At 68.3% G+C, this 23190-nt stretch carries 21 protein-coding genes; 9 read left to right on the top strand and 12 right to left on the bottom strand.

From position 1 onward, the window contains the following. Nucleotides 1–19: 19 nt before the first annotated feature. From Q8A52_RS29960 to dnaA, 8 genes are all read right to left on the bottom strand, one after another. Nucleotides 20–820, bottom strand: coding sequence for a DUF3566 domain-containing protein (locus tag Q8A52_RS29960; RefSeq protein WP_316757034.1), 801 nt, complete (start codon nt 818–820; stop codon nt 20–22). 18 nt (nt 821–838) lie between these two features. Further along, nucleotides 839–3448 (bottom strand): DNA gyrase subunit A, encoded by a 2610-nt coding sequence (gyrA, locus tag Q8A52_RS29955; RefSeq protein ID WP_316757032.1) that lies wholly within the window; start codon nt 3446–3448, stop codon nt 839–841. A gap of 42 nt (nt 3449–3490) precedes the next feature. Continuing rightward, entirely contained in the window at nt 3491–5554 is a 2064-nt protein-coding gene (gyrB, locus tag Q8A52_RS29950) for a DNA topoisomerase (ATP-hydrolyzing) subunit B (RefSeq protein WP_316757030.1), read from the bottom strand. A gap of 375 nt (nt 5555–5929) precedes the next feature. Then, a complete protein-coding gene (locus Q8A52_RS29945; protein WP_316757028.1) occupies nt 5930–6472 on the bottom strand; it encodes a DUF721 domain-containing protein in 543 nt (180 codons plus the stop codon). Further along, the gene (recF, locus tag Q8A52_RS29940; RefSeq protein ID WP_316757026.1) at nt 6469–7590 is read right to left on the bottom strand and encodes a DNA replication/repair protein RecF; all 1122 of its coding nucleotides are present in this window, start codon (nt 7588–7590) and stop codon (nt 6469–6471) included. Before recF ends, Q8A52_RS29945 begins: the two co-directional genes overlap by 4 nt. Before the next feature lie 52 nt (nt 7591–7642). Further along, nucleotides 7643–8518, bottom strand: a complete 876-nt coding sequence (gene gnd, locus Q8A52_RS29935; RefSeq protein WP_316757024.1) for a phosphogluconate dehydrogenase (NAD(+)-dependent, decarboxylating) — start codon at nt 8516–8518, stop codon at nt 7643–7645. Nucleotides 8519–8683: 165 nt separating this feature from the next. Continuing rightward, nucleotides 8684–9814, bottom strand: a complete 1131-nt coding sequence (dnaN, locus tag Q8A52_RS29930; protein WP_316757022.1) for a DNA polymerase III subunit beta — start codon at nt 9812–9814, stop codon at nt 8684–8686. Between the two features lie 863 nt (nt 9815–10677). Further along, nucleotides 10678–12609 (bottom strand): chromosomal replication initiator protein DnaA, encoded by a 1932-nt coding sequence (gene dnaA, locus Q8A52_RS29925; protein ID WP_408649278.1) that lies wholly within the window; start codon nt 12607–12609, stop codon nt 10678–10680. A 427-nt stretch (nt 12610–13036) separates the two neighbouring features. On the opposite strand from dnaA, the gene rpmH reads away from it, so the two are divergent. The 9 genes from rpmH to Q8A52_RS29880 all read left to right on the top strand — a co-directional run bounded on the left by rpmH (nt 13037) and on the right by Q8A52_RS29880 (nt 19940). Continuing rightward, nucleotides 13037–13174 carry a 50S ribosomal protein L34 gene (rpmH, locus tag Q8A52_RS29920; RefSeq protein WP_003956500.1) on the top strand — a complete coding sequence of 46 codons (138 nt, stop codon included), beginning with the start codon at nt 13037–13039 and terminating at the stop codon, nt 13172–13174. Nucleotides 13175–13195: 21 nt separating this feature from the next. Then, entirely contained in the window at nt 13196–13567 is a 372-nt protein-coding gene (rnpA, locus tag Q8A52_RS29915) for a ribonuclease P protein component (protein WP_316757018.1), read from the top strand. Next, complete coding sequence (gene yidD / locus Q8A52_RS29910; RefSeq protein ID WP_263210605.1) at nt 13564–13929, top strand: membrane protein insertion efficiency factor YidD; 366 nt, start codon at nt 13564–13566, stop codon at nt 13927–13929. The genes rnpA and yidD overlap by 4 nt, the downstream gene beginning before the upstream one ends. Nucleotides 13930–13932: 3 nt before the next feature. Then, a complete protein-coding gene (gene yidC, locus Q8A52_RS29905) occupies nt 13933–15192 on the top strand; it encodes a membrane protein insertase YidC (protein ID WP_316757015.1) in 1260 nt (419 codons plus the stop codon). 15 nt (nt 15193–15207) lie between these two features. Further along, nucleotides 15208–15720 (top strand): Jag family protein, encoded by a 513-nt coding sequence (locus Q8A52_RS29900; RefSeq protein ID WP_316757013.1) that lies wholly within the window; start codon nt 15208–15210, stop codon nt 15718–15720. Nucleotides 15721–15837: 117 nt separating this feature from the next. Then, nucleotides 15838–16554 (top strand): 16S rRNA (guanine(527)-N(7))-methyltransferase RsmG, encoded by a 717-nt coding sequence (gene rsmG / locus Q8A52_RS29895; RefSeq protein ID WP_316757011.1) that lies wholly within the window; start codon nt 15838–15840, stop codon nt 16552–16554. Nucleotides 16555–16819: 265 nt separating this feature from the next. After that, on the top strand, nt 16820–17893 hold the full coding sequence (locus tag Q8A52_RS29890) for a ParA family protein (protein ID WP_316757234.1): 1074 nt from the start codon (nt 16820–16822) through the stop codon (nt 17891–17893). Continuing rightward, the gene (locus Q8A52_RS29885; RefSeq protein ID WP_316757009.1) at nt 17890–18990 is read left to right on the top strand and encodes a ParB/RepB/Spo0J family partition protein; all 1101 of its coding nucleotides are present in this window, start codon (nt 17890–17892) and stop codon (nt 18988–18990) included. Before Q8A52_RS29890 ends, Q8A52_RS29885 begins: the two co-directional genes overlap by 4 nt. Before the next feature lie 332 nt (nt 18991–19322). Continuing rightward, complete coding sequence (locus Q8A52_RS29880; protein WP_316757008.1) at nt 19323–19940, top strand: GNAT family N-acetyltransferase; 618 nt, start codon at nt 19323–19325, stop codon at nt 19938–19940. A 94-nt stretch (nt 19941–20034) separates the two neighbouring features. On the opposite strand, the gene trxA is transcribed toward Q8A52_RS29880, so the two are convergent. From trxA to sigM, 4 genes are all read right to left on the bottom strand, one after another. Continuing rightward, nucleotides 20035–20367 (bottom strand): thioredoxin, encoded by a 333-nt coding sequence (gene trxA / locus Q8A52_RS29875; protein WP_316757006.1) that lies wholly within the window; start codon nt 20365–20367, stop codon nt 20035–20037. 44 nt (nt 20368–20411) lie between these two features. Continuing rightward, complete coding sequence (gene trxB, locus Q8A52_RS29870; protein WP_316757004.1) at nt 20412–21380, bottom strand: thioredoxin-disulfide reductase; 969 nt, start codon at nt 21378–21380, stop codon at nt 20412–20414. A 170-nt stretch (nt 21381–21550) separates the two neighbouring features. After that, complete coding sequence (locus Q8A52_RS29865) at nt 21551–22465, bottom strand: anti-sigma factor (RefSeq protein WP_316757002.1); 915 nt, start codon at nt 22463–22465, stop codon at nt 21551–21553. Further along, nucleotides 22462–23187: an RNA polymerase sigma factor SigM gene (gene sigM, locus Q8A52_RS29860; RefSeq protein ID WP_316757000.1), complete on the bottom strand. Its 726-nt coding sequence runs from the start codon at nt 23185–23187 to the stop codon at nt 22462–22464. The genes Q8A52_RS29865 and sigM overlap by 4 nt, the downstream gene beginning before the upstream one ends. Between the last annotated feature and the right edge of the window lie 3 nt (nt 23188–23190).

The raw sequence follows: 23190 nt of genomic DNA, 5'->3' as shown, positions 1-23190 counted from the left end.
GCGAACATTCGGACGCCGGTCACTCGTCCTCGGCCAGCGTCAGCTCGACACCGCCGACGAAGCCCGCGGAGAGGTTGTAGATGAACGCGCCGAGGGTGGCCAGGGCCGTCGCGAGGACGACGTCGATGACCGCGATGATCGTCGTGAACATCAGGACGTGCGGGAGGGACAGGAAGGCCTGCAGGTCGAAGCCGTTGGCCTCGTTCGAGCCGGTCGCCTCCGAGATGGTGCCGCCGACCGTCGAGAACACGCCCATCGCGTTCATGACCATCCACAGCACGGCGGACGCGACGATCGTGCAGATGCCCAGCGCGATGGAGAGCAGGAAGCTGACCTTCATCACCGACCACGGGTCGGCCTTGGCCACACGCAGCCGCGCCTTGCGGGTGCGGGGCGTGGTGCGCGCGCCGGTGCGCGGTCGGCGTACGGCACCCGTCGGCGCCTGCGCCGGGTAGGCCTGCGGCGGGTGGTAGGGCCCGGAGGGCTGCTGCTGCCGGCGCTCGCCGGGCAGCGGCGAAGCGGCCTGCGCCTCGGGGGCGGCGGCCGGGGGCTGGGCGCCCGGAGCGGCCGGGCCCGCTCCAGCCGCGTGCTGCTGGGTCTGCGGGCCTCGGGTGTCCGTCACAGTTCCCCCCTGGGATCCATGAGTGTCGGGCGAGTGGGAGTCGGTCCCGGAGGACTTGACCGGCTTGAGATTGGTCGTGTGCGGGTCCGTCGGAGTCCCCGCGCTCGTGGCGGAGCCACGGCCGCCGCCGTCGTTGTGCATACCGGCAGAGGTCCCGGTCGGGCTACCGACCGGACCGGCGCCCGTGGCTCCGCTCACGCTGACTCACTCCTCGTGCTACTCGGCCGAGGGCGCCTCACCCTCGTCCGTGCCGGTGGTCGCGGCACCCTCGGCGGTCTCGTCCACGACATCCTCGCCGTCGACCTCCTCCGCCTCGCGCCCCGCCTCGGCGTTTCGAGCGATACCGACCACGGCATCGCGCTTGCCCAGGTTGATCAGTTGGACGCCCATGGTGTCACGGCCCGTCTCCCTGACCTCGTTGACTCGCGTACGAATCACACCGCCGGACAGCGTGATGGCGAGGATCTCATCGGTCTCCTCGACCACCAGCGCGCCGACGAGCGACCCACGGTCCTCCACGATCTTTGCGGCCTTGATACCGAGGCCGCCGCGACCCTGGACGCGGTACTCGTCGACGACGGTCCGCTTCGCGTACCCGCCGTCCGTGGCAGTGAACACGAACGTACCGGGTCGAACAACATTCATCGACAAGAGTTCATCGCCCGCGCGGAAACTCATGCCCTTGACACCCGAGGTGGCACGGCCCATCGGCCGAAGCGACTCGTCCGTCGCGGTGAACCTGATCGACTGCGCCTTCTTGCTGATCAGCAGCAGATCGTCATCGGCCGACACGAGCTCGGCCCCGATCAGTTCGTCGTCGGAACCGTCCTCCCGCTCCCGGAGATTGATGGCGATGACACCACCCGAGCGCGGCGAGTCGTAGTCCTTCAGCGGGGTCTTCTTGACCAGGCCCGCCTTGGTGGCCAGCACCAGGTACGGCGCCGCCTCGTAGTCGCGGATCGCGAGGATCTCGGCGATCGCCTCGTCCGGCTGGAAGGCCAGCAGGTTCGCGACGTGCTGCCCGCGCGCGTCACGGCCGGCGTCCGGCAGCTCGTACGCCTTGGCCCGGTAGACCCGGCCCTTGTTGGTGAAGAACAGCAGCCAGTGGTGCGTGGTCGAGACGAAGAAGTGGTCGACGATGTCGTCTTCCTTCAACTTCGTGCCGCGTACGCCCTTGCCGCCGCGCTTCTGCGCCCGGTAGTCGTCCGTCTTGGTCCGCTTGACGTAGCCGCCGCGCGAGACGGTGACGACGATGTCCTCCTCGGCGATCAGGTCCTCGATGGACATGTCACCGTCGTAGGGCACCAGCATGGTCTTGCGGTCGTCGCCGTACTTCTCGACGATCGCGGCCAGCTCCTCGCTGACGATGCCGCGCTGGCGTACCGGCGAGGCCAGGATCGCGTTGTACTCGGTGATCTTCGCCTGGAGTTCGTCGTGCTCCTGGACGATCTTCTGGCGCTCCAGGGCGGCCAGCCGACGCAGCTGCATCTCGAGGATGGCGTTCGCCTGGATCTCGTCGATCTCCAGGAGGCCCATCAGGCCGGTGCGCGCGACGTCGACGGTCTCACTGCGCCGGATCAGCGCGATGACCTCGTCGATGGCGTCCAGGGCCTTCAGCAGACCGCGCAGGATGTGCGCGCGCTCCTCGGCCTTGCGCAGCCTAAAGCGCGTCCGGCGGACGACGACCTCGATCTGGTGCGTCACCCAGTGGCGGATGAACGCGTCCAGGGACAGCGTGCGCGGCACGCCGTCGACCAGCGCCAGCATGTTGGCGCCGAAATTCGTCTGCAGGTCGGTGTGCTTGTACAGGTTGTTCAGGACGACCTTGGCGACCGCGTCCCGCTTCAGGACGATCACCAGGCGCTGGCCCGTGCGGGACGACGTCTCGTCACGGACGTCCGCGATGCCGCCGATCTTGCCGTCCTTCACCAGGTCGGCGATCTTCTGCGCGAGGTTGTCGGGGTTGGTCTGGTACGGCAGTTCCGTGACCACCAGGCACTGGCGGTTCTGGATCTCCTCGACCTCGACGACCGCGCGCATGGTGATCGAGCCGCGGCCCGTGCGGTAGGCCTCCTCGATGCCCTTGCGGCCGACGACGAGCGCGCCGGTCGGGAAGTCCGGGCCCTTGATGCGCTCGATGAGCGCGTCGAGGAGTTCCTCGTGCGAGGCCTCCGGGTTCTCCAGGTACCACTGGGCGCCGGCCGCGACCTCGCGCAGGTTGTGCGGCGGGATGTTGGTGGCCATGCCGACCGCGATCCCGGCCGAGCCGTTGATCAGCAGGTTCGGGAAGCGGGAGGGCAGGACGGTCGGCTCCTGGGAGCGGCCGTCGTAGTTGTCCGTGAAGTCGACGGTCTCCTCGTCGATGTCGCGGACCATCTCCATCGACAGCGGCGCCATCTTGCACTCGGTGTAGCGCATGGCGGCGGCCGGGTCGTTGCCCGGGGAGCCGAAGTTGCCGTTGGAGTCGACGAGCGGCATGCGCATCGCCCACGGCTGGGCGAGGCGGACCAGCGCGTCGTAGATGGAGCTGTCGCCGTGCGGGTGGTAGTTGCCCATGACGTCGCCGACGACGCGGGCGCACTTGTAGAAGCCGCGCTCGGGGCGGTAGCCCCCGTCGTACATGGCGTACAGGACACGGCGGTGGACGGGCTTGAGACCGTCGCGGACGTCGGGCAGCGCGCGGGACACGATGACGGACATCGCGTAGTCGAGGTACGAGCGCTGCATCTCCGTCTCGAGCCCGACGGGCTCGACGCGTACGGTGCTTTCGCCGGCCTCTTCAGGCGTGGCGGGGCCAGCAGAAGGGTTCGGGGTCTCGTCGGCCATTGCTGGTGAGGATCCTTTCCGGTGCGGTCAGCTGAGACCGACTCAGATGTCGAGGAAGCGGACGTCCTTGGCGTTGCGCTGGATGAACGCGCGGCGGGCCTCGACGTCCTCGCCCATGAGGACCGAGAACAGGTCGTCCGCCTGGGCGGCGTCGTCGAGGGTGACCTGGCCGAGGACGCGGTGCTCGATGTCCATGGTGGTCACGCGCAGCTCCTCGGCATTCATCTCGCCGAGACCCTTGAAGCGCTGGATCGAGTCCTCCCTGACGCGCTTGCCGCGCTGGCGGCCCAGCTCGAGCAGTGCGTCGCGCTCGCGGTCGGAGTACGCGTACTCGACCTCGTCCCGGCCCCACTTGATCTTGTAGAGCGGGGGACGGGACAGGAACACGTGCCCGGCCTCGACCAGCGGCCGCATGAAGCGGAACAGGAAGGTCAGCAGCAGGGTGTTGATGTGCTGGCCGTCGACGTCGGCGTCCGCCATCAGGATGATCTTGTGATAGCGGAGCTTCTCGATGTCGAAGTCCTCGTGCACGCCCGTGCCGAAGGCCGAGATCAGCGCCTGGATCTCCTGGTTCTGCAGGATCTTGTCGATCCGCGCCTTCTCGACGTTGAGGATCTTGCCTCGGATCGGGAGGATCGCCTGGTACTGCGGGTTGCGCCCGGACTTGGCCGAGCCGCCGGCGGAGTCACCCTCGACGATGAAGATCTCGCACTTCGTCGGGTCGTTCGACTGGCAGTCGGAGAGCTTGCCCGGCAGGGACGCCGACTCCAGCAGGCCCTTGCGCCGCGTGAGGTCGCGGGCCTTGCGGGCCGCCACGCGCGCGGTGGCCGCCTGGATGCCCTTGCGGACGATGTCCGCGGCCTCGTTCGGGTTGCGGTCCAGCCAGTCGTTGAGGTGCTCGTAGACCGCCTTCTGGACGAAGGTCTTCGCCTCCGTGTTGCCCAGCTTGGTCTTGGTCTGGCCCTCGAACTGGGGCTCGCTCAGCTTGACCGAGATGATCGCGGTCAGACCCTCACGGATGTCGTCACCGGTGAGGTTGTCGTCCTTCTCGCGCAGCAGCTTCTTGTCGCGCGCGTACTTGTTGATCAGCGAGGTCAGCGCGGCACGGAAGCCTTCCTCGTGCGTACCGCCCTCGTGGGTGTGGATGATGTTCGCGAAGGAGTACACGCCCTCGCTGTAGCCGCTGTTCCACTGCATCGCGACCTCGAGGGACAGGCTCTTGTCCTTGTCCTCGCCCTCAAGGTCGATCACGGTGGGGTGGACCACGTCTCCCTTGCGGGAGTTGAGGTACTTCACGAAGTCGACGATGCCGCCCTCGTAGCGGTACGTGACGGTCTTGACCTCGTCCTTCTCGTCCGCACCCGCCTCGTCCGCACCGGCCGTGGCCTTCGCCGACTCGCGCTCGTCGGTGAGCCTGATGGTCAGGCCCTTGTTGAGGAACGCCATCTCCTGGAAGCGCCGCGAGAGCGTCTCGAAGGAGTACTCGGTGGTCTCGAAGATGTCCGGGTCGGCCCAGAAGGTGACCGACGTGCCGTGCTCGTCCGTCTCCTCGTGCTTGGCGAGCGGCGCCGTCGGGACACCCATCTTGTAGTCCTGGGTGAAGCGGTGGCCGTCGCGCTTGATCTCGACGGAGACCTTGCTCGACAGGGCGTTCACGACGGAGACGCCGACACCGTGCAGACCGCCGGAGACGGCGTAGCCGCCGCCGCCGAACTTGCCGCCCGCGTGCAGCACGGTCAGCACGACCTCGACGGCCGGCTTGTTCTCCGAGGGGACGATGTCCACCGGGATGCCACGGCCGTTGTCCACGACACGCACGCCGCCGTCGGCGAGGATCGTCACGTCGATCGTGTCCGCGTGACCCGCCAGCGCCTCGTCGACGGAGTTGTCGACGACCTCGTACACGAGGTGGTGCAGGCCGCGCTCGCCGGTGGAGCCGATGTACATACCGGGTCGCTTGCGGACCGCGTCCAGCCCTTCGAGGACGGTGATGGCGCTGGCGTCGTACGAGGCGGTGACCTCACCGTTCGCGCCGGCGTCGGTGGACGGGATGTTCTCGTTGGGGTTGCCGGAATCGGCCACGAAGCGCCCTTTCTGGCACAGCACGAGCCGGGCTCGTCGGCGGGTTGCCGGAGCGGCTGCGGCATGTTGCGTTGGTAAGCCTTGATCAGCGTTGCTCAGCTTTTCCCGGACGGTCCCCACGAGTGGGGCGGGATTGGCTTCCAGTCTACCGGTAGCGCCGACAGTGATGGGGGTTTGCCGGTACCTGAGTCCCCATGTGCCGCCCTGAACCGGTCTCGGCCGGGTCCCGATATACGGAAGGGGGCTCCAAGAGGCTCACGGAGGCACTCAGCGCTTCCGGCTGTCAACCCTTTGCTACTCCGGGGTCAGGTCGGGATTCGCAACCGCGTGCGGTTGTACGACAAGACGGCGCTCCGCTGTACGACCGGACCGCGCACCGGCACCGCTACGTGAGGTATGTCACCCGTAGGTGTCGCCGGGGCCCGTGCTCCCCGGGGCGCGCAAAGAGCCGTAGCGGCGGACGGGACCGCCGGGGCCGTTGACCTTGATCATCTTCACCGTGCCGTGGCCGAGGTCCTCGTTGAGCCGGGCGACCAGCGCCGGGGCGAGCAGCCGCAGCTGTGTGGCCCACGCCGTGGAGTCGCACTGCACGCTCAGGACGCGCTCGTCCTCGTCGTACCGCTGCGGTACGCAGTGCTTGGCCAGGTCCTCGCCGACGATCTGCGGCCAGCGGCCCATGACCCCGCCCACCGCCGCCGGGGCCTCCCAGCCACGCTCGTTGATCAGCCGGTTGATCGCGGCACCGAGCGCCATGGGGTCACGGCCGTCGGCGCGCGCGCCGGAGCGCAGGCCACCGCGCCGCGCCTGCTTCCTCTCCTGCGCCGCGGCGCCACGCGCGCGCGCCTGCTCCTTGGCGGCGCGCAACGCCACGCGCGCCAGGTCGACTCCGGACGGCTCGGGGGTCTTCCCACGGCCCTGGGGGGTGGGTTCGCCGGTGCTCATACGCGCTCCACCGTCCCCTCGGACACGGTGTACCGCGCCCCCGCCAGCACGTGCGGCACGTCGTCGTCGACCGCGGCGGTCACCAGGACCTGCTCACCGGGCGCGACCAGCTCGGCCAGCCGCTCACGGCGCCGGGCGTCCAGCTCGGCGAACACGTCGTCGAGGATCAGCACCGGCTCGTTGCCCTCCGCGCGCAGGAGGTCGTACGACGCCAGGCGCAGCGCCAGCGCAAACGACCAGGACTCGCCGTGGGAGGCGTATCCCTTGGCGGGCAGCTGACCCAGCTTGAGGATCACATCGTCCCGGTGGGGGCCCACGAGCGTCACGCCCCGCTCGATCTCCTGCTTGCGGGCGTCGGCCAGGGCCGCCATCAGCTGGGCGTAGAGGTCCTCGCGTGTGTGGGCCTCGCCGGGGGCGGACGGCTTGTACTCCAGGGCGACGGGACCGCCGCCGGGGGCCAGCTGCTCGTACGCCTTGTCGGTCAGCGGATGGATCGCGGCGATCAGGTCGAGGCGCTGGGCGAGCAGCTCGGCGCCCGCGCGCGCCAGGTGCTGGTCCCACACGTCGAGCGTGGACAGGTCCGTGGCACGGCCGCCGTGCCGACGGGCCAGCGCGGCCGACTTCAGGAGCGTGTTGCGCTGCTTGAGGACCCGCTCGTAGTCGGAGCGCACACCCGCCATGCGCGGGGAGCGGGCGGTGATCAGCTCGTCGAGGAAGCGCCGCCGCTCACCGGGGTCGCCCTTGACCAGGGCGAGATCCTCGGGCGCGAACAGCACGGTCCGTACGATCCCGAGCACATCACGGGGCCTGACCTGCGAGGACCTGTTGATCCGGGCACGGTTGGCCTTGCCCGGGTTCAACTCCAGCTCGACCAGCTGCTGTCGCTCGCCCTGTCGGACCTGCGCCCGGATGATCGCGCGGTCGGCGCCCATGCGGACCAGGGGAGCGTCGGAGGCGACCCGGTGGCTGGCGAGGGTGGCGAGATAGCCGATGGCCTCGACGAGGTTGGTCTTCCCCTGCCCGTTGGGGCCGACGAAGGCGGTGACGCCCGGGTCGAGCGGGACCTCGACCCGGGCGTACGAGCGGAAGTCGGCCAGCGACAGATGCGTGACGTGCATGGTCGTTCGCCGACCTCCCCCAGGGTTGTGGATCGCGGGGCGACCCTGTGGATTACTTCTTCTCTACGGCGTGGCCGCCGAACTGGTTGCGCAGCGCGGCGATCATCTTCATCTGCGGCGAGTCCTCCTGCCGGGAGGCGAACCGCGCGAACAGCGAGGCGGTGATCGCGGGAAGCGGCACCGCGTTGTCTATGGCGGCCTCCACAGTCCACCGGCCCTCGCCGGAGTCCTGTGCATAACCCTTCAGCCGGTCCAGGTGCTCGTCCTCGTCGAGGGCGTTGACCGCGAGGTCGAGCAGCCAGGAACGGATGACCGTGCCCTCCTGCCAGGAGCGGAAGACCTCACGGACGTCGGTCACGGAGTCGACCTTCTCCAGGAGCTCCCAGCCCTCGGCGTAGGCCTGCATCATCGCGTACTCGATGCCGTTGTGGACCATCTTCGCGAAGTGGCCCGCGCCGACCTTGCCCGCGTGCACCGCGCCGAAGTCGCCCTCGGGCTTGAGCGCGTCGAAGACCGGCTGCACCTTGGCGACGTTCTCGGCGTCGCCGCCGTACATCAGCGCGTAGCCGTTCTCCAGGCCCCAGACGCCACCGGAGACACCGCAGTCGACGAAGCCGATGCCCTTGGCGGCCAGCTCCTCGGCGTGCTTCTCGTCGTCCGTCCAGCGGGAGTTGCCGCCGTCCACGACCACGTCACCGGGCTCCAGGAGCTCGGCGAGCCGGTCGACCGTGGTCTGGGTGGGCTCGCCGGCCGGGACCATCACCCAGATCACGCGCGGGCCGGAGAGCTTGCCCACAAGCTCTTCCAGGCTGTGGACATCCGCGAGGTCCGCGTTGCGGTCGTATCCGATGACGGTGTGGCCCGCGCGGCGGATCCGCTCGCGCATGTTGCCGCCCATCTTGCCGAGGCCGACGAGACCGAGGTCCATCAGTTGATCCTTAGGTTGCTGTGTGACGTGTGGGGCACGTTCGTACCTACGTCCGAGCCTAAACCCGGACCCTCACGCACATCTGTGGGCATACGCGCTCATGCGTATGCCCTCACCTGCGGCTTCGTCCGACGGGGGCGGTGACTGCTGTGGACAGCGACCTGCTCAGCCGCTCAGGCGCACCGGCATGATCAGGTACTTGTAGGCCTCGTCCGCCTCGGCGTCCAGCGCCGGCTTGCCGCTGAGCAGCGCGGGCTTCGTGGACGTCGTGAAGGACAGCTGGGCCACCGGGGAGTCGATGGCGCTCAGACCGTCGAGCAGGAAGGTCGGGTTGAAGGCGATCGAGATGTCGTCGCCGTCCAGCTGCGCGTCGACCCTTTCCACAGCCTGTGCGTCGTCGCTGGAGCCGGCCTCCAGGATGAGCACGCCCTGCTCGAAGCTCAGCCGCACCGGGGTGTTCCGCTCGGCGACCAGGGCCACACGCTTGACGGCCTCCACGAAGGGGGCGGTCTCGATCACGGCGATGCTGTTGAACTCGGTCGGGAACAGCGTGCGGTACTTCGGGAGGTCGCCCTCCAGGAGGCGGGTGGTGGTCCGCCGCCCGGCGCCCTCGAAACCGATCAGACCCTCGCCGGCGCCCGAGCCGGACAGCGCCAGGATCACGCTGTCCCCGCTGGTGAGCGCCTTGGCGGTGTCCAGGAGCGTCTTGGCGGGCACCAGGGCGACCGCCGAGGCGTCCGGGTTCTCCGGCTTCCACAGGAACTCGCGGACCGCGAAGCGGTAGCGGTCGGTGGAGGCCAGGGTGACCGTGTCGCCCTCGATCTCGATACGCACACCGGTCAGGACGGGCAGCGTGTCGTCGCGCCCCGCGGCGATGGCGACCTGCTGCACGGCGGAGGCGAAGACCTCGCCGGGGACCGTGCCCGTCGCGTTCGGCATCTGGGGCAGGGACGGGTACTCCTCCACAGGCAGGGTGTGGAGTGTGAATCGCGAGGAGCCGCAGACCACCGTCGCCCGTACACCGTCTGTGGAAATCTCCACGGGACGGTTGGGGAGGGCACGGGAGATGTCGGCGAGCAGACGGCCGGAGACGAGGACCGTGCCCTCCTCCTCGACCTCGGCCTCGACGGACACCCGAGCGGAGACCTCGTAGTCGAAGCTGGACAGGCTCAGCTGGCCGTCCTCGGCCTTCAGGAGAAGGCCGGCGAGGACAGGCGCCGGCGGACGGGCCGGAAGGCTGCGTGCCGCCCAGGCCACTGCCTCCGCGAGTACGTCGCGTTCCACCCGGATCTTCACCGTAAGCCGCCTCCTGCTGTTGCTACTGAGTCCTACGACTCGGTGTCACCGCCCACTGCGACGGGAAGAACACCGGGGACCAGTCTGACGCACGGCACTGACACTAGGTGCCCGTCGGGGTCAAGTCGTGCCGAGGGGCAGCCGGACTCGAGACGGCGAGTTGTGCACAGGCCCCGCTTCGAAACGGATTCCGCACTCTCTCTAGTCGGAAGTAGTAGTAGGGCCTGTGGATACCGTGGATAACCACGTTTGCCCAGCTCAGCGCGGAAATTTTGTCCACCGGTCCTGTGGGTGACGGCAGTGGACAACCAGGCGTCTCTGTGGAGAACAGGAAGTTCTGCACACACCGCCCACAGCCCGAGGGCACTTCTCCCCAGCTGCGTCCCCAGATTTACCCACGTTTCCCACACCCCAATCCGGCACCTTGATGTGACGCCTTTCACTCGACGCGGTGATCGGGTGCGCCGCGTTGCCGAACAGTGGACAGCCATGTGGAGAAGCTGGGGATCGCTGGGGACAACCGGCCTCAGCCTGTGGGCTGCCGGTGGACAACTCCGTGCACAGCCTGTGGATCTTTCCTTCGTCCACAGTCTGTGGAGATCCTTCGTCCACCAATCCACAACCTGGTGACCTGGTCTGATGGTCTTTCAACAGGGTCGGCTGTGGACACGATCTGGACAACTCCACAGTCCCCAGGATGTGGACGGAAGAAAGTCACCGAATCTGTGGAGAGCGGCCGTAACCCGGCTGGTAATCGAACATCGGGTTGCTGACGAGCGACGGCCGGAACCTCGGTGGAACGACGAAAGGCGCCCCCGGAGGTACTTCCGGGGGCGCCTTTCGTCGTCTGAGGGGGGTGGCGGTCAGCCGTTCTTGATGCGGTTGGTCAGCTCGGTGACCTGGTTGTAGATGGATCGCCGCTCGGCCATCAGCGCGCGGATCTTGCGGTCCGCGTGCATCACGGTCGTGTGGTCGCGGCCCCCGAACTGCGCGCCGATCTTCGGCAGCGACAGGTCGGTGAGCTCACGGCACAGATACATGGCGATCTGGCGTGCGGTGACCAGGGCGCGGCCGCGCGAGGTGCCGCACAGGTCCTCGACCGTGAGGCCGAAGTAGTCCGCCGTCGCCCCCATGATGGCCGTCGCTGTGATCTCCGGCGCCGAGTCCTCGCCGCCCGGGATCAGGTCCTTGAGGACGATCTCCGTCAGGCCCAGGTCCACCGGCTGCCGGTTGAGCGACGCGAACGCGGTCACCCGGATCAGCGCGCCCTCCAGCTCGCGGATGTTGCGCGAGATGCGGGAGGCGATGAACTCCAGCACCTCCGGCGGGGCGTTCAGCTGCTCCTGCACCGCCTTCTTGCGGAGGATCGCGATGCGCGTCTCGAGCTCGGGCGGCTGGACGTCGGTGATCAGACCCCACTCGAACCGGTTCCGCAGCCGGTCCTCCAGCGTGACCAGTTGCTTGGGCGGCCGGTCGGAGGACAGCACGATCTGCTTGTTCGCGTTGTGGAGCGTGTTGAAGGTGTGGAAGAACTCCTCCTGCGTCGATTCCTTGTCCGCCAGGAACTGGATGTCGTCGACGAGCAGGATGTCCATCTCGCGGTAGCGCTTTCGGAAACTGTCGCCCTTGCCGTCGCGGATGGAGTTGATGAACTCGTTGGTGAACTCTTCGGAGCTCACATAGCGCACGCGCGTGCCCGGGTACAGGCTGCGCGCGTAGTGCCCGATCGCGTGCAGCAGGTGCGTCTTGCCGAGTCCCGACTCTCCATAGATGAAGAGGGGGTTGTACGCCTTCGCGGGCGCCTCGGCGACGGCGACCGCGGCCGCGTGCGCGAAGCGGTTCGAGGCGCCGATGACGAACGTGTCGAAGAGGTACTTCGGGTTCAGCCGCGCTGTCGGCTCGCCCGGACCGGTCGCCGGCGCGGGCTGCGCGGCCAGCGGGCCGGGAGCACCGGTCGCCGGCCGCCCGGAGCCGCCCGGACCCCCGCGGTGCGCCTGACCGGAGCCGGACGGCTCGGGCAGGTCACGGCGGCCGGTGTCGCGCTGGTCGTAGTCGATGCGTGACGGGTCGTATTCGGAGCGCTGCTGCTCGTAGGAAGGTCGCTCCATCGACTGCGGGCGGTAGTCCTGGGACGGCGAGCCGTACGAGTCCTGGCCCGAACCGTAGGAATCCTTGCCCGCGCCGTACGCGTCCTGTGAGCCGTAGGAGTCCTGCGAGGGCGGACCGTACGAGTCGCGTGACGGTGGCCCGTAGGAGTCCTGAGACGGCGAGGCATAGGGGTCCCGCTCCGGAAAGCCGAGGCGGGGCTGCTGCCAGCTGTACTCGTCCTGGGCCGGGCGCGGCCAGGCGCCGGGCTCGGGGCGCTGGTACTCGGACGGATAGGCGGGGCGGGCGGTCGGCAGCTGGTCCGGGCGCGGTCCCTGGTCGCCGCCCTGCCGCTGGTCGGCGCGGTGGCGGCCGTAGCCGTCGTACTGCCCGGTGGGGAGCTCCGGCTCCTCGTAGCGGGACTGCGGCTGGGAGGGGGGCGCCGGCGGGCCCGGGGGCTCGCCCGCGGAGTCGTCGACGGTGATCGCGATGCGGATCGGGCGGCCGCACTCGCGGCTCAGGGTCTCGCTGACGATCGGGGCGAGACGGCCCTCCAGTACGCCCTTCGCGAATTCGTTCGGTACGGCGAGCAGAGCGGTGTCCGCGACCAGCGCGAGGGGCTGGCAGCGCCGGATCCAGTGCTCGTCCTTCGCCTCGACACCCTGACCGCGGCCCTCACCGAGGAGCTGCTCCAGTACGCGTGGCCACACTGCGGCAAGATCGGCAGGTACGTCAGCCACAGGGCACGCTCTCTCACAGGTCCCACGAACGTGTGGTTCGAGGACGGGTCGGGATGTAACTCGGGTGGGCGGGCGGGAGGAACCCCGCTCGGCCGGGGATAAAGGAACGAATCGGAGTTCAGTCACGGTAGTCAGCGCGGCCCGTGCGGTTCAAGTTGTTGTCCCCAGCCTGTGGATAGTGTCTCTCCGTGACCCCTGGTTTGACCGGATGGCGCAGCCGCGCGTACCGTAACCAGGTCGAGTTGTCGATGGCTGCTGCCGCCTGCCTCCGATGGGCACAGGTCACTGAAGGTGATCGGTAAGCGGTGCACTCGGGCGTAACGCGAGCTACTCGTGGGCGCACGGTGACAGCCAGGACGGCACCCCGCAACTACCCGATTCTTACTGGAGCCCCCGAGTGAGCAAGCGCACCTTCCAGCCGAACAACCGTCGTCGCGCGAAGACCCACGGCTTCCGGCTGCGTATGCGCACCCGTGCCGGCCGCGCGATTCTCGCGTCCCGCCGTAGCAAGGGTCGCGCCCGCCTGTCCGCCTGATCCCGATCAGGTCATGACGTCGTGCTGCCCACCGAGAACCGGCTGAGGCGGCGCGAGGACTTCGCGACCGCGGTACGACGGGGTCGTCGGGCTGGCCGCCCGCTTCTCGTCGTCCACCTTCGTAGCGGTGCCACGGACCCGCACGCGCCTGGGGAGAGCGCTCCCTCGACGCGTGCGGGTTTCGTCGTGAGCAAGGCAGTCGGTGGCGCGGTCGTACGCAACAAAGTGAAGCGCAGACTTCGCCATCTGATGCGTGACCGAGTCGCCCTGTTTCCCCCCGGTAGCCTGGTAGTCGTACGAGCGCTGCCCGGAGCGGGTGACGCAGACCATGCACAGCTGGCCCGAGACCTGGACGCCGCCCTTCAACGGCTGCTGGGAGGGGGCGCGCGATGAAGTACCCACTACTGGCCCTGATCAAGCTGTACCAGTGGACGATCAGTCCGCTGCTCGGGCCGGTGTGCAAGTACTACCCGTCGTGCTCCCACTACGGCTACACAGCCATCGACCGGCACGGTGCGATCAAGGGAACGGCACTCACGGCCTGGCGCATCCTCCGGTGCAATCCGTGGTCGCTCGGCGGTGTGGACCATGTTCCGCCGCGCAAGCGCCCGCGGTGGCACGAAATGCTGCGCGGCGCCTGGCGCGCACGCAGGGGCGGGCCCTCCGCCGCCGAACCGGCCATCGACGGGAAGCTCCCTTCCGAGCCCCCTTCGAGCCCGGCCGCAGAGACCTCGTCCCATGCCCAAGGAGCATGATTAGTGGACACGATTGCCAGCCTCTTCAGCTTCATCACGACACCCGTTTCCTGGGTCATCGTCCAGTTCCACACCGTGTACGGCGCCATCTTCGGCCCTGACACCGGCTGGGCCTGGGGCCTGTCCATCGTGTCTCTGGTGATCCTGATCCGCATCTGCCTGATCCCGCTCTTCGTGAAGCAGATCAAGGCGACCCGGGCCATGCAGACGCTCCAGCCCGAGATGAAGAAGATCCAGGAGCGCTACAAGAACGACAAGCAGCGTCAGTCCGAAGAGATGATGAAGCTGTACAAGGAGTCGGGCACCAACCCGCTCTCCTCGTGCCTTCCCATCCTGGCGCAGTCCCCGTTCTTCTTCGCCCTGTACCACGTGCTCAACGGCATCGCGTCGGGCCAGACCATCGGTGTCATCAACCAGAGCCTCCTGGAGAGCGCACAGAAGGCGCACATCTTCGGTGCTCCCCTGGCCGCGAAGTTCACGGACAGCGCGGCGAAGGTGGAGTCGCTCGGTGCCTCCCTCGCCGACGTCCGGGTCGTCACCGCGATCATGATCGTCCTGATGTCGGCGTCGCAGTTCTACACGCAGCGCCAGCTGATGACGAAGAACGTCGACACGACGGTGAAGACGCCGTTCATGCAGCAGCAGAAGATGCTGATGTACGTCTTCCCGGTCATGTTCGCCGTGTTCGGTATCAACTTCCCCGTCGGTGTCCTCGTCTACTGGCTGACCACCAACGTGTGGACCATGGGCCAGCAGATGTACGTCATCCACAACAACCCGACCCCGGGTTCCAAGGCTCAGGCCGCCTACCTGGAGCGTCTGACCAAGCACGTGACGAGCCACGGCAAGACCCGTCGTCGCAGCGAGAAGACCATCGTCAAGGCGATCGTCGCCAAGGGCCGTGACCGCAACGAGTTCGAGCGCAAGTTCATCAACGCCCTGAACAAGGCGGGCCTCGCTGCCGAGGCCGACGGCACCGTGGTGAAGAGCGAGAGCCAGGCCGCCGCCGTGTCCGAGGACGGCACGACCGCCGCTCCCCGACGCCAGCAGCCCAAGCGCCAGACCAAGGCGCAGCGGCAGTCCGGCGGCCCGAAGCAGGCCGACGATCCCACGCCGACCACCTCGCTGGAGAAGTCCGACGAGCCGCAGGACGCCAAGCCCGCCGCCAAGCAGGACCCGAAGCCCGGTGCTGGGTCCCGCAGCAAGGCCCAGTCCGGTCAGCGCAAGGGTCCGCAGCGGCCCAAGTCCCCGTCCAAGAAGTAAGAAGGAGTCCATCCCGTGACGGAAGGCACCACCTCCGCCGCTGCCGAGGGCGCAGACACCCTGACCCGCCTGGAGCAGGAGGGCGAGATCGCGGCGGACTACCTCGAGGGTCTGCTGGACATCGCCGATCTCGACGGCGACATCGACATGGACGTCGAGGCCGACCGCGCCTCCGTGTCGATCATCAGCGATGCGGGCAGCCGCGACCTGCAGAAGCTGGTCGGCCGTGACGGCGAGGTGCTGGAGGCTCTGCAGGAGCTGACCCGACTGGCCGTGCACCGGGAGACCGGTGACCGCAGCCGGCTGATGCTGGACATCGCGGGCTACCGTGCCAAGAAGCGGGCCGAGCTCTCCGAGCTGGGTGCCAAGGCCGCCGCCGAGGTCAAGAGCTCCGGCGAGCCCGTGAAGCTCAAGCCGATGACCCCGTTCGAGCGCAAGGTCGTGCACGACGCGGTCAAGGCCGCGGGGGCGCGCAGCGAGTCGGAGGGCGAGGAGCCGCAGCGCTTCGTCGTCGTGCTGCCCGCCTGATCGGTCTCCACATTCCACCGGCCCCGTCTGTTGCGCAGGCGGGGCCGAACTTTGTCAGCCTGGTAGTTCTGGTGGTCGGCGCTCGGTGCGTCGGCGCTGTACGGAAGGACGGTCCCCGTGACGGAGGCAGCGGAGCTCCCCCCTGCGCCCGAACAGGCGCGGGAGGTGTTTGGTGATCGCTTCGCCGATGCGGTCCGCTACGCGGAACTGCTCGCCGAGGCGGGCGTGCAGCGTGGTCTGATCGGCCCGCGGGAAGTACCCCGCCTGTGGGAGCGCCACCTGCTGAACTGTGCGGTGCTCTCGGAAGTCGTCCCCGAGGGGGTGACGGTGTGCGACGTCGGCTCGGGCGCGGGCCTGCCGGGCATTCCCCTGGCGCTCGTCCGCGAGGACCTGAAGATCACGCTCCTGGAGCCGCTGCTGCGTCGTACGACCTTCCTCACCGAGGTCGTCGAGCTCCTGGGCCTGGATCACGTCACAGTCGTGCGTGGCCGTGCCGAGGAGGTCATGGGCAAGCTGCCGCCGGTCCATGTGGTGACGGCACGGGCCGTGGCTCCCCTGGACCGACTGGCCACCTGGGGCATCCCGCTGCTGCGGCCGTACGGCGAGATGCTCGCCCTGAAGGGTGACACCGCCGAGGAAGAGCTCAAGAGCGCTGCCACCGCGCTGAGCAAGCTCGGGGCGGTGGAGACATCCGTGCTCCACGTGGGTGAAGGCGTCGTGGACCCGCTGTCCACGGTGGTGCGGGTCGAGGTCGGGGAGAGCCCCGGTGGTGTTCGGTTCGCGGCGAAGCGGGCGAAGGCTGCCCGTACGGGGCGGGCACGCCGACGGCGCTGATCCGTCCTGCGGACGAGACGTACTCCACACAAGCTGCCAGACCCATGCATCCCGGAGTGTCGTGAGGGCCCGGCCGCGGCCGCTGTGCATCGTGTTTCACGTGAAACGTCGCTCACTGTTGCACGGCATCATCAGTCGCGGCCGCGCTGCGGCCGAACCCCGCGACCGCAGGCCTCTCGGGGCACTCGGAGAGGTATCGGAGTTGTCCACAGAGGTGGATTTCTCCACAGAACAACAGGCCTCACTGGTTCACGACCCCGAAGACATGGGAGGCTCTGTTCATTGCGAGCCTGAAGTCGAGGAGAGTGAATCCTTGCGGTCCGACGCCAACATCGCGGGACCGATGACCGATCCGGTCCCCGGTCCCCGTACCGAATCGATGGGGGCGGATGTTTCACGTGAAACACCGCCTCCGATGGACGACACTCCGATCGGTCGTGCTGCCCAGCTGGCGGTGGAGGCTTTGGGCCGCGCCGGCGAAGGACTGCCACGACCGGAGCAGACCCGGGTCATCGTCGTTGCCAACCAGAAGGGCGGTGTGGGCAAGACGACGACAACCGTCAACCTTGCCGCTTCGCTGGCCCTGCATGGCGCCCGCGTCCTGGTGATCGACCTCGACCCACAGGGCAATGCGTCCACTGCTCTGGGGATCGACCATCACGCCGATGTTCCTTCCATCTATGACGTGCTGGTCGAGAGCAAGCCTCTTGCGGATGTCGTACAGCCGGTCCCGGATGTCGAGGGTCTCTTCTGTGCCCCCGCCACGATCGATCTCGCCGGTGCGGAGATCGAGCTGGTGTCCTTGGTGGCCAGGGAGAGCAGGCTGCAGCGCGCGATCCAGTCGTACGAGCAGCCGCTGGACTACATCCTGATCGACTGCCCGCCCTCTCTCGGTCTGCTCACGGTCAATGCTCTGGTCGCGGGGCAGGAGGTCCTGATCCCGATCCAGTGCGAGTACTACGCTCTGGAGGGCCTGGGACAGCTGCTGCGCAACGTCGACCTGGTGCGGGGCCACCTCAACCCCGCCCTGCATGTCTCGACGATCCTGCTCACCATGTACGACGGCCGGACGCGTCTTGCCTCTCAGGTGGCGGACGAGGTGCGCAGCCACTTTGGTGACGAGGTGCTGCGGACTAGCATTCCCCGGTCGGTCCGTATCTCCGAGGCGCCCAGCTATGGGCAGACGGTGCTGACCTACGATCCAGGATCGAGCGGTGCCCTCTCCTATCTGGAGGCCGCCCGAGAAATCGCGCTGAAGGGTGTCGGCGTCAGCTATGACCCGACGCAGGCCCACATCGGCGCCCAGAACAACCCAAGCATGGTGGAGGGGATCCAGTGAGCGAGCGACGGAGGGGTTTGGGCCGTGGACTCGGCGCACTGATCCCCGCTGCCCCGACGGAGAAGACCCCGGCCCAGAGCGCGATCGGTGGTGCGGCTCACGCGTCCCCCGCAGCGGTTCCGGTGCTGGCGAGCGACCGTGGGGTGGCCGCGGCGAAGGTGGCCACGCTGCCGCCTGTTTCACATGAAACCGAGGAGCCGTCGGTGAACGGCTTCGCGGAGACGCCCGCGCCTCCCGTGGGGGCACACTTCGCCGAGATCCCCCTCGAGTCCATCACGCCTAACCCGCGCCAGCCCCGTGAGGTCTTCGACGAGGACGCGCTGCAGGAGCTGGTCACCTCCATCCAGGAGGTCGGTCTCCTCCAGCCCGTCGTCGTACGGCAGCTCGGCCCCGCGCGCTATGAACTCATCATGGGCGAGCGGCGCTGGCGGGCCTGCCGTGAGGCCGGCCTGGAGGCGATCCCCGCGATCGTGCGGGCCACGGAGGACGAGAAGCTCCTCCTGGACGCGCTCCTGGAGAACCTGCACCGCGCCCAGCTGAACCCGCTGGAAGAGGCAGCCGCCTACGACCAGTTGCTGAAGGACTTCAACTGCACGCACGACCAGCTGGCGGACCGCATCGGGCGCTCCCGTCCGCAGGTCTCCAACACTCTGCGTCTGCTGAAGCTTTCACCCGCGGTCCAGCGCCGGGTAGCCGCCGGTGTGCTCTCCGCCGGGCACGCTCGCGCACTGCTGTCCGTCGAGGACTCGGAGGAGCAGGACCGCCTGGCCCACCGGATCGTGGCCGAGGGGCTCTCGGTGCGTGCCGTGGAGGAGATCGTGACCCTCATGGGCTCGCGGCCTCAGACGGCACAGCGCGCCAAGGGACCGCGTGCCGGTGCCCGGGTCTCCCCGGCGCTGAGCGAGCTCGCCACGCGTCTTTCGGACCGGTTCGAGACGCGGGTGAAGGTCGACCTGGGCCAGAAGAAGGGCAAGATCACCGTCGAGTTCGCCTCCATGGAAGACCTTGAGCGAATCCTCGGCACGCTCGCCCCGGGCGAGGGGCCGGTCCTTCAGAGGGGCGTCCAGGACGATCTGCCCGAGGAGGCGGAGGACTGAGCCGTGGGCGGTCCTCCTTGATGGGGACTCGCTTGTTCAGGCAGTTGAGCGGATGGTGTCCGGTGCGTACCGGAACACGATCCGCTCTTTGCTTTCAGGCGGTATCGATGCGATCGCATCGTGGATACGATGCGATCGGGTTTGGCGCATCCACCTGGCAGCACCTCTGAGTGGGAGGCGGGGGCCATGCGAACGATGAGCCGTACCGGACTGGTGAGCGCGGGCCTGGGCTTGGGCGCGGTCGGCGGCTTCGTCGGCAGTCTGCTCAGGGAACGCAGCGCTCTGACAGCCGCTCGCGATGCCGCGGGCGAAGGAAGCGAGGAACAGCCTTCATGGGGCGTAGGCTCGTACCGCTCACGCTGGACAACCTTCAGGACCTTCCCAAGCGCTGTCGCGCGTGTGTCTTCTGGGAGTTGGACCCCGTCAGCGGTGAGGCCTCGGTAAGGGCGGGCACCCCCGCTCTGGAGAAGGAAGCCTGGATCTCCGCTGTTCTGCTGGACTGGGGATCCTGCGGCCGCGTGGTCTACGTGGACGACGCACCGGTCGGCTTCGTGCTCTACGCGCCGCCCGCCTACGTCCCCCGCTCGACCGCGTTCCCCACGAGCCCTGTCTCCCCAGACGCCGTGCAGTTGATGACCGGCTTCATCCTGCCCGGCTATCAGGGGCAGGGGCTCGGCAGAGTGATGGTCCAGACGGTCGCCAAGGATCTACTGCGACGGGGCTTCAAGGCGATCGAGGCGTTCGGGGACGCCCGCTGGAAGGAGCCGGCCTGTCTCCTGCCCGCCGACCACCTGCTGGCCGTGGGCTTCAAGACGGTCCGGCAGCACCCCACCCATCCGCGGCTGCGGCTGGAACTGCGGTCGACGCTCTCCTGGAAGGAAGACGTGGAGCTGGCCATCGACCGGCTGCTGGGGGCCGTGCAGAAGGAACCCGTGCTGCGGCCGCTCTAAGAGCCTCTGGAAACGTCGAATGGGCCAGCCCTTCCGGGTTGGCCCATTCGTGTTTCACGTGAAACATCCGCCGTCGCCTCGACGGCCCAGGCGACTACTCGGCGATGAAGTCCTCAAGGTCGCGGACGATCGCGGCCTTCGGCTTCGCACCGACGATCGTCTTGGCGACCTCGCCGTGCTGGTAGACGTTCAGGGTCGGGATGGACATGACGCCGTACTTGGCGGCCGTAGCCGGGTTTTCGTCGATGTTGAGCTTGACGATCTCGATCTTGTCGCCGTGCTCGGCGGCGATCGCCTCGAGGGACGGCGCAATCTGGCGGCACGGTCCGCACCAGGCGGCCCAGAAGTCCACCAGGACGGGCTTGTCGCTCTTGAGGACGTCCTGCTCGAAGGAGTCGTCGGTCACATTCTTCAGGGTGCCGGCCACGGCGGGCTCCTTAACTTGATCGTGCGGTGGGGCGGGAAGGGGAATCAGACGGAGGTCTTCTCGGGCTCGGCCTTCTCGCCGTCCGCGAGGGCGGCGAGGAAACGCTCGGCGTCGAGAGCGGCGGAGCAGCCGGTGCCGGCCGCGGTGATCGCCTGACGGTAGGTGTGGTCGACCACATCACCCGCGGCGAAGACGCCGGTCAGGTTGGTCCGGGTGGAGGGCGAGGCGACCTTCAGGTAGCCCTCCTCGTCGAGGTCCAGCTGGCCCTTGAACAGCTCGGTGCGCGGGTCGTGGCCGATCGCGATGAACAGACCCGTCACCGCCAGGTCCGAGAGCTCGCCGGTCTTGACGTTGCGGAGCTTGAGGCCCGAGAGCTTCTGGTCGCCCTGGATCTCGGCGACCTCGCTGTGCCAGGCGAACTTGATCTTCGGGTCGGCGAAGGCGCGCTCCTGCATCGCCTTGGAGGCACGCAGGGTGTCCCGGCGGTGGACGATCGTCACGGACTTGGCGAAGCGCGAGAGGAAGGTGGCCTCCTCCATCGCGGTGTCACCGCCGCCGATCACTGCGATGTCCTGGTCCTTGAAGAAGAACCCGTCGCAGGTGGCACACCAGGAGACACCACGGCCGGAGAGGGCGTCCTCGTTGGGCAGGCCGAGCTTGCGGTGCTGGGAGCCGGTGGTGACGATGACGGCCTTGGCCCGGTGGACGGTGCCCGCGGTGTCCGTGACGGTCTTGATCTCACCGGCCAGGTCGACGGAGACGATGTCGTCCGGGATGAGCTCGGCGCCGAAGCGCTCGGCCTGGGCGCGCATGTTGTCCATGAGGTCGGGGCCCATGATCCCGTCGCGGAAGCCGGGGAAGTTCTCCACCTCGGTGGTGTTCATCAGCGCACCACCCGCGGTGACGGCGCCCTCGAACACCAGGGGCTTCAGCGACGCGCGCGCGGTGTAGAGCGCCGCCGTGTACCCGGCGGGCCCGGAGCCGATGATGATCACGTTACGGACGTCGCTCACGGCTTGATTCCTCGTCTCTGGTCTGTGTCAGTCGACCGGTGGGAGTCCCTTTCGGAACCCTCACCCCACCCAACGGATCCTAAGGGTCCCGCATTCCCGGTGTGTCCGGGCACACGGGGTGTCACACGGGCGGGGATTGACCATGCTCGGCCGAGACGAAGAACAGTCGCTCAGGGACGCGCGAAGGACTGGGTGAGGAGGACCTTGCCCGGGGCGGCCGCCTCCCTGCTCACACAGGTCGCGTCGACGACGTACGCCGTCACCCGCGCGTTGTCGCCCGCGTCGGGCAGGACGACGAGGTACGCATCTGTTCCCTCGTACGTTCCCTTCTGGGCGCCCAGGACATTGCCGGCGTTGTTGATGCCCTGCCGCACGCAGCCGGGGACCTGGATCTGCGGCTGGATGAGGGTCTTGGCGGTCGACCCGGGTGTATCGGTGTCCGACTCGATACCCAGCCGGGGCTTCTGGCTGTCGGAGCCTCGATGCAAGCCCTTCTTCGTGGTGAGGAGATCCGTCACCTGGCCCTTGAGGTTTCCGCTGGAGAAGGCGTCGTGCGCCGCGGTGGTCGGCTGGTCGTTCCCCAGTGACTCCAGGAAGAACGACCCGGCCCCCAGCAGGGCAGCGGTGAAGACGGCTCCCAGGGCGACCGTCCGGCGCCGTCGGCCACGCCCACGGTCCTTACGACCCGGTCCGGTCGCCGCATGGGGGCGTCCGGCGGGTCGGTCCACCGAGGCCGATGTTTCACGTGAAACACGCGACTCGGCGTCCTCGTCCGACAACGCAGGGGAGGCGGAGACCATGACCGGCGTGTCCACGGACTCCGAAGTGGTGGCCTGCAGCAGGGCTTCCGCGGCGAGGGCGGCATCGATACGCCCCGCGACGTCGTCGGGCATCCGCATCGGGCCCGGCAGCGTGCCCAGGAGGCCCCGGATCTCCTCCAGTGATGTGTAGACATCCGTGCACAGCTCGCAGGCGTCCAGATGGCGCCGTACGTCCGTGGTGCGGGCGGGCGGGAGCAGGCCTTCGGTGAGGTCGGAGATCTCGGCGACGTCCGGGTGCCCGGTCGTGTCCGTCGTGGAAGTCACGCTCGCCCACCTCCGCCCTTCACTGCAGCTGAATCGCTCGGCCCCGTGGTGTGCGGACCTCTGTTCTGAGGACCCGCTGCCGGTGGGACGGATGTCCCCGGCGCCCGGTTCCGTCCCGGGTCCGGCTTTGTCCCGTCAGCGGCGTTTTCCGGCCGGAGATGGGAGAGCAGGGGCAGCAGCCTTGCTCTACCCCGAGCGCAGCGGCTTTTCACCGTTCCGGTCGGCACATCGAGGATGCGGGCCGCCTCCGCCACGGGGTAGCCCTGCATGTCCACCAGGACGAGGGCCGCACGCTGCTCGTGGGGAAGTGTGCCGAGGGCTTCGAGGAGCTGGCGGTGCAGGTCGTTCCGCTCGGCCGGCGCCGAGGCCGACTCGTGCGGCTCGAGGAGCTGCTCCAGACGCTCGGTGTCGTCGACGGGAGCGGTCTTCCGGGAGGCGGCTTTGCGGACACGGTCCAGGCAGGCGTTCACCGTGATCCGGTGCAGCCACGTTGTGACGGCCGACTGGCCCCGGAAGGTATGGGCAGCCCGGTAGGCGGACACCAGAGCGTCCTGGACCGCGTCAGCGGCCTCCTCACGGTCCCCCAGCGTCCGCAGCGCGACCGCCCAGAGCCGATCCCGGTGCCGCCGCACGATCTCACCGAAGGCATCGGGGTCGCCTTCGACATGGCGGGCGAGCAGGTTCTGGTCGCTCACTCCGTCGTATCCGGCGCCCTCCGCCATCTG

Source organism: Streptomyces herbicida (assembly GCF_032656585.1).
GTDB classification, from domain to species: domain Bacteria; phylum Actinomycetota; class Actinomycetes; order Streptomycetales; family Streptomycetaceae; genus Streptomyces; species Streptomyces herbicida.
Note: the sequence above shows the minus strand (reverse complement) of the source record. Positions and strands in the feature narration are given on the sequence as shown.

Excerpts from the sequence above, each read along its gene's own strand:
- gyrA (WP_316757032.1), bottom strand. The coding sequence starts at position 3,448 with ATGGCCGACGAGACCCCGAACCCTTCTGCTGGCCCCGCCACGCCTGAA.
- Q8A52_RS29945 (WP_316757028.1), bottom strand. The coding sequence starts at position 6,472 with ATGAGCACCGGCGAACCCACCCCCCAGGGCCGTGGGAAGACCCCCGAG.
- recF (WP_316757026.1), bottom strand. The coding sequence starts at position 7,590 with ATGCACGTCACGCATCTGTCGCTGGCCGACTTCCGCTCGTACGCCCGG.
- gnd (WP_316757024.1), bottom strand. The coding sequence starts at position 8,518 with ATGGACCTCGGTCTCGTCGGCCTCGGCAAGATGGGCGGCAACATGCGC.
- yidD (WP_263210605.1), top strand. The coding sequence starts at position 13,564 with ATGAAGTACCCACTACTGGCCCTGATCAAGCTGTACCAGTGGACGATC.
- Q8A52_RS29890 (WP_316757234.1), top strand. The coding sequence starts at position 16,820 with ATGGGAGGCTCTGTTCATTGCGAGCCTGAAGTCGAGGAGAGTGAATCC.
- Q8A52_RS29880 (WP_316757008.1), top strand. The coding sequence starts at position 19,323 with ATGGGGCGTAGGCTCGTACCGCTCACGCTGGACAACCTTCAGGACCTT.
- sigM (WP_316757000.1), bottom strand. The coding sequence starts at position 23,187 with ATGGCGGAGGGCGCCGGATACGACGGAGTGAGCGACCAGAACCTGCTC.